This is a genomic window from Pseudomonas kairouanensis (assembly GCF_004682055.1).
GTDB classification, from domain to species: domain Bacteria; phylum Pseudomonadota; class Gammaproteobacteria; order Pseudomonadales; family Pseudomonadaceae; genus Aquipseudomonas; species Aquipseudomonas kairouanensis.
This window is the reverse complement of sequence record NZ_QUZU01000003.1, coordinates 188,182-200,793: the sequence shown is the minus strand read 5'-3', so window position 1 is coordinate 200,793 and position 12,612 is coordinate 188,182. Positions and strand designations below refer to the sequence as shown.

At 63.1% G+C, this 12,612-nt stretch carries 10 protein-coding genes and 1 riboswitch; of the genes, 8 read left to right on the top strand and 2 right to left on the bottom strand.

Features of this window, described 5'->3' with window-relative positions; all coding sequences use genetic code 11:
- Positions 1-118: 118 nt before the first annotated feature.
- Positions 119-811, bottom strand: a complete 693-nt coding sequence (gene ung, locus DYL59_RS04775) for a uracil-DNA glycosylase (RefSeq protein WP_135288138.1) — start codon at positions 809-811, stop codon at positions 119-121.
- A gap of 136 nt (positions 812-947) precedes the next feature.
- On the opposite strand from ung, the gene DYL59_RS04770 reads away from it, so the two are divergent.
- Positions 948-2,060, top strand: a complete 1,113-nt coding sequence (locus DYL59_RS04770) for an enoyl-CoA hydratase/isomerase family protein (protein WP_135288137.1) — start codon at positions 948-950, stop codon at positions 2,058-2,060.
- A 54-nt stretch (positions 2,061-2,114) separates the two neighbouring features.
- Here DYL59_RS04770 and DYL59_RS04765 read toward each other — a convergent pair whose 3' ends face one another.
- A complete protein-coding gene (locus tag DYL59_RS04765; RefSeq protein ID WP_135288136.1) occupies positions 2,115-2,480 on the bottom strand; it encodes a hypothetical protein in 366 nt (121 codons plus the stop codon).
- Positions 2,481-2,796: 316 nt separating this feature from the next.
- On the opposite strand from DYL59_RS04765, the gene DYL59_RS04760 reads away from it, so the two are divergent.
- The 7 genes from DYL59_RS04760 (at position 2,797) to uca (ending at position 12,587) form a co-directional block, all read left to right on the top strand.
- Positions 2,797-4,419, top strand: coding sequence for a methyl-accepting chemotaxis protein (locus DYL59_RS04760; protein ID WP_135288135.1), 1,623 nt, complete (start codon positions 2,797-2,799; stop codon positions 4,417-4,419).
- A 168-nt stretch (positions 4,420-4,587) separates the two neighbouring features.
- Positions 4,588-4,689, top strand: a riboswitch (guanidine-I (ykkC/yxkD leader).
- Positions 4,690-4,749: 60 nt separating this feature from the next.
- Entirely contained in the window at positions 4,750-5,817 is a 1,068-nt protein-coding gene (locus DYL59_RS04755; protein WP_135288134.1) for a putative urea ABC transporter substrate-binding protein, read from the top strand.
- 12 nt (positions 5,818-5,829) lie between these two features.
- Positions 5,830-6,645, top strand: coding sequence for an ABC transporter permease (locus tag DYL59_RS04750; RefSeq protein WP_135288133.1), 816 nt, complete (start codon positions 5,830-5,832; stop codon positions 6,643-6,645).
- Complete coding sequence (locus DYL59_RS04745; RefSeq protein ID WP_135288132.1) at positions 6,642-7,406, top strand: ABC transporter ATP-binding protein; 765 nt, start codon at positions 6,642-6,644, stop codon at positions 7,404-7,406. Before DYL59_RS04750 ends, DYL59_RS04745 begins: the two co-directional genes overlap by 4 nt.
- Positions 7,403-8,128, top strand: a complete 726-nt coding sequence (locus DYL59_RS04740) for an urea amidolyase associated protein UAAP1 (protein WP_135288131.1) — start codon at positions 7,403-7,405, stop codon at positions 8,126-8,128. The genes DYL59_RS04745 and DYL59_RS04740 overlap by 4 nt, the downstream gene beginning before the upstream one ends.
- Positions 8,129-8,137: 9 nt before the next feature.
- Complete coding sequence (locus DYL59_RS04735) at positions 8,138-8,767, top strand: urea amidolyase associated protein UAAP2 (protein WP_135288130.1); 630 nt, start codon at positions 8,138-8,140, stop codon at positions 8,765-8,767.
- Positions 8,768-9,026: 259 nt separating this feature from the next.
- Positions 9,027-12,587, top strand: a complete 3,561-nt coding sequence (uca, locus tag DYL59_RS04730) for an urea carboxylase (protein ID WP_135288129.1) — start codon at positions 9,027-9,029, stop codon at positions 12,585-12,587.
- The last annotated feature ends 25 nt before the right edge of the window (positions 12,588-12,612 follow it).

The following is a 12,612-nucleotide window of genomic DNA, read 5'->3' as shown; positions in this document are numbered from 1 at the left end:
CAGGATCCAAATGTGGGAGCGGGCTTGCTCGCGAAGGCGGTGTATCAGTGCCAGATTTGCTGCCTGACACTCCGTCTTCGCGAGCAAGCCCACACACACATTGGATTGTGGTCAGCCGCTAGAGCAGCGGCAACCGCCACTCGATCGGCGTCTCGCCGTTTTGCTCAAGAAACTTGTTGGTGCGGCTGAAATGCCCGCAGCCCAAGAACCCGCGATAGGCCGATAACGGCGACGGATGCACCGACGTCAGCACCAGGTGCTTGGTGGCATCCACCAGTTTCTGCTTGCCCTGGGCATGGGCGCCCCACAGCAAAAATACCAGGTGCGGCTGGTGCTGGCTGACCACCTCGATAATCCGATCGGTAAAGAACTGCCAGCCCTTGCCCGCATGGGCGTTGGCATTGGCGCGCTCCACGGTCATGGTGGTGTTGAGCAACAACACCCCCTGGTCGGCCCAGCTTTGCAGGCAGCCGTGGTTGGGGATGTCGATGTTCAGGTCGCGCTTGAGTTCTTTGTAAATGTTCACCAGCGACGGCGGCGTGGGTATGCCCGGTTGCACCGAGAAGCACAGGCCGTGGGCCTGGCCTGGGCCGTGGTAGGGGTCTTGCCCCAGGATCACTACCTTGACCTTGTCCAGTGGTGTGGAATTGAGCGCGTTGAAAATCAGCGGGCCGGGCGGGTAGATCTCTTTGCCGGCGGCGTGTTCCTGGCGCAAAAACTCGCGCAACTGGGCCATGTACGGCTGCTCGAACTCATCCCGCAGGGCGTGTTTCCAGCTGGGTTCGAGTTTGATACGGTCGTCTTCGGTCATGGTTGAATGGTCTTGTAAAAAAGAATGGAGCGAACCCTAGGAAAGCCGACCCCGCTTGTCAATTGATCTGACACACATCCGCCGCTTTCCTACCAAGGGATCATACTGATCCTTCACTTCCCCGAATGAGGTCATGATGAACCTGCACTTCGAAGAGCTGACCGGCAGTGACGGTGCCCGCATCGGTATCGCCAGCCTGGATGCGCCAAAGTCCCTCAACGCCCTGTCCTTGCCGATGATCCTGGCCCTGGGCGAACGCCTGGATGCCTGGGCCAAGGACCCGAAAATCGTGTGTGTGCTGTTGCGCGGCAATGGGCCCAAGGCCTTCTGCGCCGGCGGCGAAGTGCGCAGCCTGGCAATCGCCTGCCTTGAACAACCCGGTGTGGTGCCCGACTTGGCCGCAGCGTTTTTTGCCGCGGAATACCGCCTCGACTATCGCCTGCATACCTACCCCAAACCATTGATCTGCTGGGGCCACGGCTACGTGCTGGGCGGGGGCATGGGCCTGCTGCAGAGCGCGGCGGTGCGGATTGTCACGCCGAGCAGTCGCCTGGCCATGCCCGAGATCAGCATCGGCCTGTACCCCGACGTAGGCGCCAGCTGGTTCCTGTCGCGCCTGCCCGGCAAGCTCGGCGTGTTCCTGGGCCTTACCGGTGCCCACATCAACGGGCGCGATGCCCTGGACCTGGGCCTGGCCGACCGTTTTCTGCGCGACGATCAACAAGACGAACTGCTCGACGGCCTGCTGCAACTGAACTGGCAAGAGCAAACCGCCATGCAGCTCAACAGCCTGCTCAAGGCCCTGGCCCAGGAAGCCGTCGACCAGCAACCCGAGGCGCAATGGCTGCCCCGCCGCGCACAGATCGACGAATGGCTGGACGTCAGCGATGTGCGTTGCGCCTGGCGCGCCTTGAGCCCACTGCGCGAGCACAGTGACCCGCTGTTCAAGCGCGCCGGTACCACCTTGAGCGAAGGCTGCCCCCTGACGGCGCACCTGGTGTGGGAACAGATCCAGCGTGCGCGCCACCTGTCCCTGGCCCAGGTATTCCAGATGGAATACACCTTGAGCCTCAATTGCTGCCGTCACCCGGAGTTCAGCGAAGGGGTGCGCGCGCGGCTGATCGACAAGGACCAGACGCCCCACTGGCATTGGCCGGACATCAACCGCGTGCCGCAGGCGGTGGTCGACGCGCACTTTCACAAGGCGTGGGAAGGCCGGCACCCGCTGGCGGATTTGTCGGATTACTAAAGCGTTTACCCACAAAAAAGCGGCGCATCATGCGCCGCTTGCAGTACAGGCCTCTCAACGGTGACCGCCGCGGCCACCTCCATGATCGGAACCACGTCCGTGCCAACCATTACCACCCTGATCGCCCCAGCCTCGGTTTGGATAAGGGCGGTAACCGGCGCGGGGGCCGGCCGGGTAGTAGCGCGGTGCCGGTTGGTAATAACGCGGCGCCGAGTAGTAACGCGGTTGAGGCGCGTAATAACGCGGTGCAGGGTAGTAGTCACGGCGGTATTGATAGGCCGTGCCACCGCCGTAGTAGTACACCGGCGCCGGTGAGGTGTAGACCTCGGATCGATAGTAGCTCTGGCCTCCATCGTAGTAGGGCACACAAGCAGAAAGGGTTAGACCGAGTAAAGCGCTGAGCAGCAGTCGTCGATACATGGCGGCCTCCTGGACCGCGAAAGAGCACCTCCAGCGACGCTGGGGGGCGGCATTCAGCTTTCACTGAATGACGAAATATCTGACATCAAAAACCGAATCTGGTGCGCTTTGGTAACAGTTTGATACATCTGTGTAGATGAACGGATACAGCCCCATACAGCCACGCCTGAATAGGGTTTGCCTATCGGTAAGCTTTATCGATTCAGTAAATTTATGTGGCTCGAAACTTTGTCGATTGCGATGATGTCACTATGATATCGCGCGCTGCCAGGAGGCTCTAGCGTGCGCCCTTCGCTAATATCGCCGGATTCGAGCCATGAAAATCTCAAGTAAGCTGCTGCTTTCATTTCTACTGTGTGCGCTGGTCACCCTCGGGGTTGGCCTGCTGGGTATCAAAGGCGTCGTTCGACTGGCCTCCGCCCTGGAACTGACGTTCTCCAACAATCTGGTTTCGGTGAGTAACACAGCAGCTACCCTCAATGGCCTGGTCGCCCACAACCGTGGCCTGTATCGCTTGATGGACGCCAGCAAAGGCGATGTCGCCGCCCAAGACCGTGACCGTGTGCGCCAGGACATCGCCAACGAACTCAAGCGCAGCCAGGCGGCCTACGCCACCTACCGCGCCACACCGCTGGAAGACGACGAACGGGCGGCGGGCGACAAGCTCGACCAGATCTGGCCTACCTATATCAACAACTCCGAGCGCGTCATCGCGATGCTCGATGGCAACCAAGTCGAGCAGGCCCGCAGCCAGCTCAACTCGACCAACAATGAACTGTTTCGCGAGGCTCGCGAGCTGATCCGCGTGATGATCGACTCCAACAACCGCCAGATCAAGGAAGGCGCCGCCGCCGCCGATGACCTGCGCAACAGCGCGTTGACCTGGATGATCAGCGGCATCGTGCTGGCGTTCATCATTGCAATCGTCATTGGCGTACTGATCACCCGCCTCATCACGCGCCCCATTGCCCAAGCGGTGCACAGCGCCCAGCGCATTGCCCAGGGCGACCTCACCCAAGCCATCGTCACCAACCGCACCGACGAAGCCGGGCAACTGCTGATGGCCCTGTCGGACATGCAAGGCGGCCTCAAAAGCACCCTGGTGGAAATCGCCAACGCCTCCGACCAACTGGCGTCGGCGGCCGAAGAACTCAGCGCCGTCACCGATGAGAGCAGCCGTGGCCTGACCCGCCAGAATGACGAAATCCAGCAGGCCGCCACGGCCGTCAACCAGATGACCGCCGCCGTGGATGAAGTGGCCAGCAACGCCGTCTCCACCTCCGAAGCGTCACGCCAGGCCACCACCGAAGCCGAAGACGGCCGCCAGCAGGTGGAACAGGCCGTGACCGGCATGGGGTCGATGGTGAGTGAGATCAACGACTCCACCCAGTCGGTGGCGGACCTCGCCGGCCAGGTGCGTGAAATCGGCAAAGTGATCGATGTGATCCGCGGCATCGCCGACCAGACCAACCTGTTGGCCCTTAACGCCGCCATCGAAGCGGCGCGTGCCGGTGAACAGGGTCGCGGGTTTGCGGTGGTGGCCGATGAAGTACGGGCCCTGGCCCATCGCACCCAGACCTCCACCGTCGATATCGAAAAGATGATCGGCGAAGTGCAGGTTGGCGCCGATGACGCCGTGGCCGCCATGACCAAGAGCCTGACCTGGGCCAACAACACCCAGGTCCTGGCGCAGAACGCCGGCGAGGCGCTGCAACGCATTACCGCCAGCGTGGCGAAGATCAACGAACGCAACCTGGTGATTGCTTCGGCTTCCGAAGAACAGGCCCAGGTCGCCCGCGAAGTGGACCGCAACCTGCTGAACATCCAGGACCTGTCCACCCAGACCGCCGCCGGTGCGCACCAGACCAACGCCTCCAGCCAAGACCTGTCGCGCCTGGCCACCTCCTTCAATGTGCTGGTGAGCAAGTTCCAGCTGTAAGCGCTTCATTGCAGTGCATCGGCGCACCCGCGTGATGCACTCGCCCCTCCTCCTCAACGTCCCTCCTGGGGTGCCCGGCTGATAAACCGGGCATCCCAGCCACTTGGCACGACTCTCGCTTTGGCTCTGTCGTGCAGGATTGATAACAGGTTCGCGGCACCACAATTTGCAATGGCCGACTAGGGTTCCGGCTCGCGTAAAGCGAGTGGCTGGTCCGAGAGTTGGCGACCTCCAGTTGAGGTTACACGGCGGGATAAAAGCCCGGGAGACAAGCCACCGTTCACGGTGCCGCGTTGCTCCTGCTCGCCCTTGATCAACTGGAGAAGCCCCATGCCCTCGCTACGATTACCCGCCCTGCTCGCCGCCGCGTTTGCCGCCGTGTTGAGCGTCCAGGCCCAAGCCGCCCCCAAAGATCACTTCAGCGTGTGCTGGACCATTTACGCTGGCTGGATGCCGTGGGAATACGCCGGCAGCCAAGGCATCCTCGACAAGTGGGCGAAGAAATACGGCATCACCATCGACATGGTGCAACTCAATGACTACGTCGAATCCATCAACCAATACACAGCCGGCCAATTCGACGGCTGCACCATGACCAACATGGACGCCCTCACCATCCCCGCCGCCGGTGGCGTGGACAGCACCGCACTGGTGGTCAGCGACTTCTCCAACGGCAACGACGGCGTGGTGATCAAGGGCACTGGCAAGACCGTGGCCGACCTCAAGGGCATGAACGTCAACCTGGTGGAACTCTCGGTGTCCCACTACCTGCTGGCCCGTGCACTGGAGTCGGCCGACCTCACCGAAAAAGACCTGAAAGTGGTCAACACCTCCGACGCCGACATCGCCGCCGCCTTCAACACCGACCAAGTGCAGGCCGTGACCACCTGGAACCCGATGCTTTCCGAGATCAAGGCCAAGCCGGGCGTGACCGAGGTATTCGACTCCAGCAAAGTTCCGGGCGAAATCATGGACATGATGGTGGTCAACACCCAAGTCCTCAAAGACAACCCGGCCCTGGGCAAAGCCCTCACCGGTGCCTGGTTCGAAACGGTCGCACTGATGAACGCCAAGGGCGCCGCCAGCACCGAGGCCCTGGAACACATGGCCAAGGCTTCCGGTACCGACCTCAAGGGTTTCCAGGCGCAACTGGACACCACCAAGCTGTTCGCCACGCCCCAGGAAGCCCTGGCGTTTGCCACCAGCAAGCAATTGCCGACCACCATGCGCAAGGTCGCCGAGTTCTCGTTTGAACACGGCCTGCTCGGTGAGGGCGCCAAGGACACCAGCGCCGTGGGCATGAGCTTTGCCAATGGCGTGACCAGCGGCGACACCGCCAACCTCAAGCTGCATTTCGACCCCAGCTACGTGCAGATGGCCGCCGACGGCACGCTGTAAGAGGACCTGGCCATGCGCCTGATCAACCGTCACCCGGAACGCGCCAGCCGCCTGCTGTTGGTGTTGCTGCCCTTCGCCCTGCTGCTGTTCGCCTACTTCGTAGGCTCGGCCGAGCGCCTGGCAGACAACCCCAACGACAAGCTGCTGCCCAGCGCCATGCAAATGGGCGACGCCATAAAGCGCCTGGCCTTCAGCGCCGACAGCCGCACCGGTGAATACCTGCTGTGGCAAGACACTGCATCGAGCCTGCAGCGCCTGGCGATCGGCCTGGGGATCAGCGCCCTCGCCGGCCTGTGCCTGGGTATCGCCGCCGGCACCTTGCCGCTGTTTGGTGCCCCCTTGTCGCCGCTGCTGACGGTGCTGTCGATGGTGCCGCCGCTGGCGATCCTGCCGATCCTGTTCATTGTGTTTGGGCTGGGGGAGTTGTCGAAAGTGATGCTGATCGTCATCGGCATCACCCCGGCCTTGGCGCGAGACCTGGAACAGCGCGCGCGGGAAATTCCCGTCGAGTTGCTGGTGAAAGCGCAGACCCTCGGTGCGTCCACCTGGACCCTGATGCTGCGGGTGGTATTGCCACAGTTGCTGCCGCGCCTGCTGATCTCGCTGCGGCTGATGCTGGGCTCGGCGTGGTTGTTCCTGATCGCCGCCGAGGCCATTGCCTCCACCGACGGCCTGGGCTACCGGATTTTCCTGGTACGCCGCTACCTGGCGATGGACGTGATTTTGCCCTACGTGGTGTGGATCACCCTGCTCGCCTGGCTGATGGACTGGGGCCTCAAGGCCCTGACCCGACGCGCGTTCCCCTGGTACGAAGGAGCGCGGGCATGAGCTTTATCAGCGTCAACAATGTGTGGCAGCGCTATGGCGACCAGGTGGTGCTCGAAGGGCTCAACCTGCAGGTGGCCGAAGGGGAGTTCTGCACCCTGGTGGGCACCTCCGGCTGTGGCAAGTCCACCTTCCTGCGCCTGCTGTTGGGCCAGGAAACCGCGAGCAAGGGCCAGATCCTGCTGGACGGCCAACCGCTGGCCGCCGAGCCGGATGCCAGCCGTGGCGTGGTGTTCCAGCGCTATTCGGTGTTCCCGCATTTGAGCGTGCTGGACAACGTCGCCCTGGGCCTTGAGTTGCCCCGCTCGCGCCTGCTGGGCCGGCTGTTTGGCCAGGCCAAGCGAGACGCCCGGGAACAGGCCGCTGCGCTGCTGTATAAAGTCGGTCTCGGGCATGCCCTGGACAAGTACCCGGCGCAACTCTCCGGCGGTATGCAGCAACGCCTGGCCATCGCCCAGGCCCTGATCATGAAACCCCGCGTGTTGCTGCTGGACGAACCCTTCGGCGCCCTCGACCCGGGCATTCGCAAAGACATGCACCAGTTGCTGCTGGAGCTGTGGCGCGAAACCCGGCTGACGGTGTTCATGGTCACCCACGACCTCAGCGAAGGCTTCAGCCTCGGCACGCGCCTGCTGGTGTTCGACAAGGTCCGCGTCGACCCCCACGCCCCCGGTGCCTATGGCGCCCGCATCACCTACGACATCCCTTTGAACAGCGAACGCCGCAAGGCGCTCGCCGCTGAACTTGGAGCGACAGCCCAATGACCGATTCCACCCCACTGTTCCCACCGTTTGCCGAAGAAATGCTGCCCGGCGGCGGCCACCGTTCTTTCGTGCTCAAGCGCGGCCAACTGCTGCGCCTCACCGACCTGCGCGGCGGTGCCAACGTCAGCCTCACCTTGCTCAATGCCAACGAAAAAACCGAGCGCCTGAACCTGCCCGACAGCCTCAAATGCCAACACACCGCCAAGCTCACCACGGGCCACTGCCTGTACTCGGACATGGGTCGCGTGCTGGCCGCCATCACCGCCGACACCTGCGGCTGGAGTGACAGCATCGGCGGTGTGCTCTGCGCCAGCGAAGTCGCCGAAAAATACGGCCAGGGGCGCTATCAGGAGCTGCGCAATGGTTTCTTCCGCAACGGCACCGACAACCTGCTGGTGGAGCTGGGCAAGTGGGGCCTGGGCCTGTCCGACCTGCTGATGACCCTCAACCTGTTCAGCCGCGTCAGCGTGGATGGCGACGGCGGCCTGCACTTTGTGCCGGGCAATTCCAAGGCCGGTGACTACATCGAGCTCTACGCACCGATGGACACCCTGGTGGTGCTCACCGCCCTGCAACACCCGATGGACCCCAACCCCGTCTACGCGCCCCAACCGCTGAAACTGAGCTGGATGAACGCCGACCAAAGCGTCGCCGAACACTGCCGCACCTCGCGCCCGGAAAACGAGCGCGGCTTTATCAACACCGACCGTCTGTTCGCCTGAGGAGCCATCATGTCTATCGCATTGAAACAACCTGAGGCCGCGGTGTACCGCGCCACCATCCCCGCCGGCGAGCCGTGGCTGATGGAGGTCAAGGCCGGCCAGACCCTGCGCATCCTCGACCTTGAGGGCAACCAGGCGGTCGACACGCTGTTCTACAGCGTCAAAAACCCCAAGGAACGCTACGACGTGCAGCGCACCCTGCGCAGGCAGAACAGCGTGTACTTGGGCACCGGCAGCGTGCTGTATTCCAACCTGGGCCAGCCGATGCTGACCATCGTCGAGGACACCTGCGGGCGCCACGACACCCTGGGCGGCGCCTGCGCCCAGGAGAGCAACACCGTGCGCTACGCCCTGGAAAAACGCTACATGCACAGCTGCCGCGACAACTACCTGCGGGCCTGCGTCCACGACGGGCGACTGGGCAAGGGCGACATCGGGCCGAACATCAATTTCTTCATGAATGTGCCGGTGACAGCCGACGGTGGGCTGACGTTTGAGGACGGTATTTCCGCCCCCGGCAAGTACGTGGATTTGCGCGCGCAAATGGATGTGATCGTGTTGATTTCCAACTGCCCGCAACTGAACAACCCGTGCAATGCCTACAACCCCACCCCTGCGGAGCTGCTGGTATGGAACTGAAATTAAAGCGCTTGCGCCTTTGGCTGTTCACCCTGTGCCAATCCCGCGCCGGGCAGTGCCTTAACAAACACTGAGGGTCAAACATGTGGGAGCGGGCTTGCTCGCGAATACGGTGTGTCAGCAAGTGCATCTGTCACTGAAACTCCGCGTTCGCGAGCAAGCCCGCTCCCACATTTGGATCTCCACTGATTTCGGAATTTGCGCTGCGGACGACCGTAGCGTCACCTTCACTTTGCGGGACGGCCCGCAGGGTTTTGCCATGTTCGAAAAACTCTTGATCGCCAACCGTGGCGCCATCGCGTGCCGCATCCTGCGCACCTTGCGCGAGTTGCACGTCAAAGGCATCGCGGTGTACGCGCAAGCCGATGCCGCCAGCCTGCATATCCAGCAAGCCGACGAAGCCTACAGCCTCGGTGAAGGCGCGGCGGCGAGCACTTACCTGGCGGTGGAAAAAATCCTCGCCACCGCCAAGGCCTGCGGTGCCAAGGCCATCCATCCGGGCTATGGCTTCCTGTCAGAAAACGCCGCCTTTGCCGAGGCCTGCGAAAATGCTGGCATCGCCTTTGTCGGCCCGACGCCAGAACAACTGCGGGTGTTCGGCCTCAAGCACACTGCCCGGGCCCTGGCCAAGCACCACCAGATCCCGTTGCTGGAAGGCACCGAACTGCTCGACAGCCTCGACGCCGCCCTGCTGGCCGCCGACCAGGTGGGCTACCCGGTAATGCTCAAAAGTACCGCAGGCGGTGGCGGCATTGGCATGCGCGTATGCCGCAGCGCCGCAGAACTGAGTGAGTCCTTCGAAGCGGTCAAGCGCCTTGGGCAAAACAACTTCAGCGATGGCGGTGTGTTTATCGAGAAGTACATCCAGCACGCGCGCCACCTGGAAGTGCAGGTGTTTGGCGATGGCGCCGGTGAGGTCATCGCCCTGGGCGTGCGCGACTGCTCGGTGCAGCGGCGCAACCAGAAGGTGCTTGAGGAAACCCCGGCACCGAACCTGCCCGACGGCATGGCCGATGCACTGTGCGCGGCCGCCATCAGCCTGGCCAAGGCGGTGAATTACCGCAGTGCAGGCACCGTGGAATTTATCTTTGACAGCGCCGATGGCCGCTTCTACTTCCTTGAAGTGAACACCCGGTTGCAGGTGGAACACGGCGTCACCGAGCAGGTGTGGGGCGTGGACCTGGTGCGTTGGATGGTGCAATTGGCGGCGGGTGAACTGCCGCCGTTGAATGAGCTGGTATTGAAACCGCAAGGCCATGCGATTCAGGCACGGTTGTATGCCGAAGACCCAGGCCGGGATTTCCAGCCCAGCCCAGGCCTGCTGACCTGCGTGGAGTTCCCGGCGGCCGAGGGCCTGCGCATCGACACTTGGGTGCAAGCCGGTTGCGAGATCCCACCGTACTTCGACCCGATGATCGCCAAGCTGATCGCCTGGGCGCCCACCCGCGAACAGGCACGCCTGGATCTGCATCAGGCCTTGAGCCACAGCCAACTCTACGGCGTGGAAACCAACCGCGATTACCTGCGCCAGATCCTGCTCGCCCCGCCCTTCGCCAGCGGCCGGCCGTGGACCCGTTGCCTGGAAGACCTGGTCTACACCGCCGACACCTTCGAAGTGCTCAGCGCCGGCACACAAACCAGTGTGCAGGACTATCCCGGCCGCCTCGGTTACTGGGCCGTGGGCGTGCCGCCGTCAGGGCCGATGGACAGTCGCGCGCTGCGCCTGGGCAATCGTCTGCTGGGTAATAGTGACGGCGCCGCCGCGCTGGAAATCACCATGAGCGGGCCGCTGCTGCGCTTTAATTGTGCGGCGGTGGTCGCCGTCACTGGTGCAGACATTCCGCTGCTGCTGGACGATCAACCGGTGCCGATGAATACCGCGTTGCTGATCGCGGCCGGTTCGGTATTGAGCCTGGGCACCCTCGCCGGTGCCGGCGCACGCAGTTACCTATGCCTGCGCGGCGGCCTGCAAGTGCCGGACTACCTGGGCAGCAAAAGCACCTTCACCCTCGGCCAGTTTGGCGGGCATGGTGGGCGGGCATTGCGGGCCGGGGATGTGTTGCATCTGTTGCCGTTGACCGATGTGAGTGCGGGGCACCAGCTGATAGCCCAGCCATTGCCGCCCACACGCACCCTGCGGGTGATCTACGGCCCCCACGGCGCGCCGGAATACTTCAAGCCTGCGTACATCGACACCTTCTTCGCCACCCAATGGGAAGTGCATTTCAACTCCAGCCGCACCGGCGTGCGGCTGATCGGGCCCAAGCCTGAATGGGCACGCACCGATGGCGGTGAAGCGGGGCTGCATCCGTCGAATATCCACGACAACCCCTATGCCATCGGCGCGGTGGATTTTACCGGGGACATGCCGGTGATCCTCGGGCCGGATGGGCCGAGCCTGGGTGGGTTTGTATGCCCGGTGACGGTGATCGAGGCAGACCTGTGGCAACTGGGGCAACTCAAGGCCGGGGACAAAATCCGCTTCGCGCCCGTCAACCTCAAGACTGCCCGTGCGCTTGCCTTGAAATGGGATCAGGTGCCTGAGCCAAGTCAGCCCTCTCACGTCATCGAGTCGCCGGTGGTGCTGGACATCGGCCACGCTGACACGCGCCTGGTAGCTCGCCTTGCCGGTGATACTCACCTGCTGCTGGAGATCGGCGCGCCGGAGCTGGACCTGGTGCTGCGCTTTCGCGCCCATGCCCTGATGCAAGCCCTGCAAACCCTCGCACTGAAGGGCGTGATCGACCTGACGCCGGGCATCCGTTCGCTGCAGGTCCACTACCAGCCCGAACAACTGCCCCTCGCCGACCTGCTGGCCCTGATCGCCCACGAGTGGAGCGCCGTGTGTGCCACGCAGAACCTGCAAGTGCCCTCGCGCATCGTGCATTTGCCCCTGTCGTGGGACGACCCGGCGTGCCAGCTGGCCATCGAAAAGTACATGACCACCGTGCGCAAGGACGCGCCCTGGTGCCCGAGCAACCTGGAGTTCATCCGGCGCATCAACGACCTGGCCAACCTCGATGAAGTGCGCCACACCGTGTTCGATGCCAGCTACCTGGTGATGGGCCTGGGCGATGTGTACCTGGGCGCCCCGGTGGCCACGCCGCTGGACCCGCGTCATCGGCTGGTGACCACCAAGTACAACCCGGCGCGTACCTGGACCGCCGAAAACTCGGTGGGTATCGGCGGCGCCTACTTGTGCGTGTACGGCATGGAAGGCCCCGGCGGTTATCAGTTTGTGGGGCGGACCTTGCAGATGTGGAACCGCTACCGGGACGTGGCGGCGTTTGAAGGCAAACCGTGGCTTTTGCGCTTCTTTGATCAGATCCGGTTCTACCCGGTGAGTGCTGACGAGTTGCTCCAGATCCGTCGGGACTTCCCGCTGGGCCGCTTCGAGCTGGGCATCGAACAGAGCCAGTTGAACCTCACCGAATACCAGGCATTCCTGGCGCGCGAAGCCGAAGGCATCAGCGCGTTCCGTGAGCAACAGCAACACGCCTTCAACGCCGAACGTGAACGTTGGATCGCCAGCGGCCAGGCGCATTTCGACAGTGAAGAGCTGGCGGCGCCGATGGCGGATGACACACCGTTGCAGGCCAATGAGTACAGCATCGACAGCCATATCGCCGGCAACCTCTGGCAGGTGCAGGTGGCGACCGGCGAGCGGGTCGCGGCCGGCGATGTGCTGGTGATTCTGGAGTCGATGAAAATGGAGATCCCGGTGGTGGCGCCCTTTGCGGGCATCGTGCGGGAAATTCCCGTGCAACCGGGCAGCGGCATTGGCGCAGGCCAGCGGGTCGTGGTGCTGGAACGGGACTGACCAGCGCTGTATCGTGCAGGCATTG

Bases quoted from the DNA above. Each gene is read 5' to 3' on its own strand.
- ung (WP_135288138.1), bottom strand. From the start codon at position 811: ATGACCGAAGACGACCGTATCAAACTCGAACCCAGCTGGAAACACGCC.
- DYL59_RS04770 (WP_135288137.1), top strand. From the start codon at position 948: ATGAACCTGCACTTCGAAGAGCTGACCGGCAGTGACGGTGCCCGCATC.
- DYL59_RS04765 (WP_135288136.1), bottom strand. From the start codon at position 2,480: ATGTATCGACGACTGCTGCTCAGCGCTTTACTCGGTCTAACCCTTTCT.
- DYL59_RS04760 (WP_135288135.1), top strand. From the start codon at position 2,797: ATGAAAATCTCAAGTAAGCTGCTGCTTTCATTTCTACTGTGTGCGCTG.
- DYL59_RS04755 (WP_135288134.1), top strand. From the start codon at position 4,750: ATGCCCTCGCTACGATTACCCGCCCTGCTCGCCGCCGCGTTTGCCGCC.
- DYL59_RS04750 (WP_135288133.1), top strand. From the start codon at position 5,830: ATGCGCCTGATCAACCGTCACCCGGAACGCGCCAGCCGCCTGCTGTTG.
- DYL59_RS04745 (WP_135288132.1), top strand. From the start codon at position 6,642: ATGAGCTTTATCAGCGTCAACAATGTGTGGCAGCGCTATGGCGACCAG.
- DYL59_RS04740 (WP_135288131.1), top strand. From the start codon at position 7,403: ATGACCGATTCCACCCCACTGTTCCCACCGTTTGCCGAAGAAATGCTG.
- DYL59_RS04735 (WP_135288130.1), top strand. From the start codon at position 8,138: ATGTCTATCGCATTGAAACAACCTGAGGCCGCGGTGTACCGCGCCACC.
- uca (WP_135288129.1), top strand. From the start codon at position 9,027: ATGTTCGAAAAACTCTTGATCGCCAACCGTGGCGCCATCGCGTGCCGC.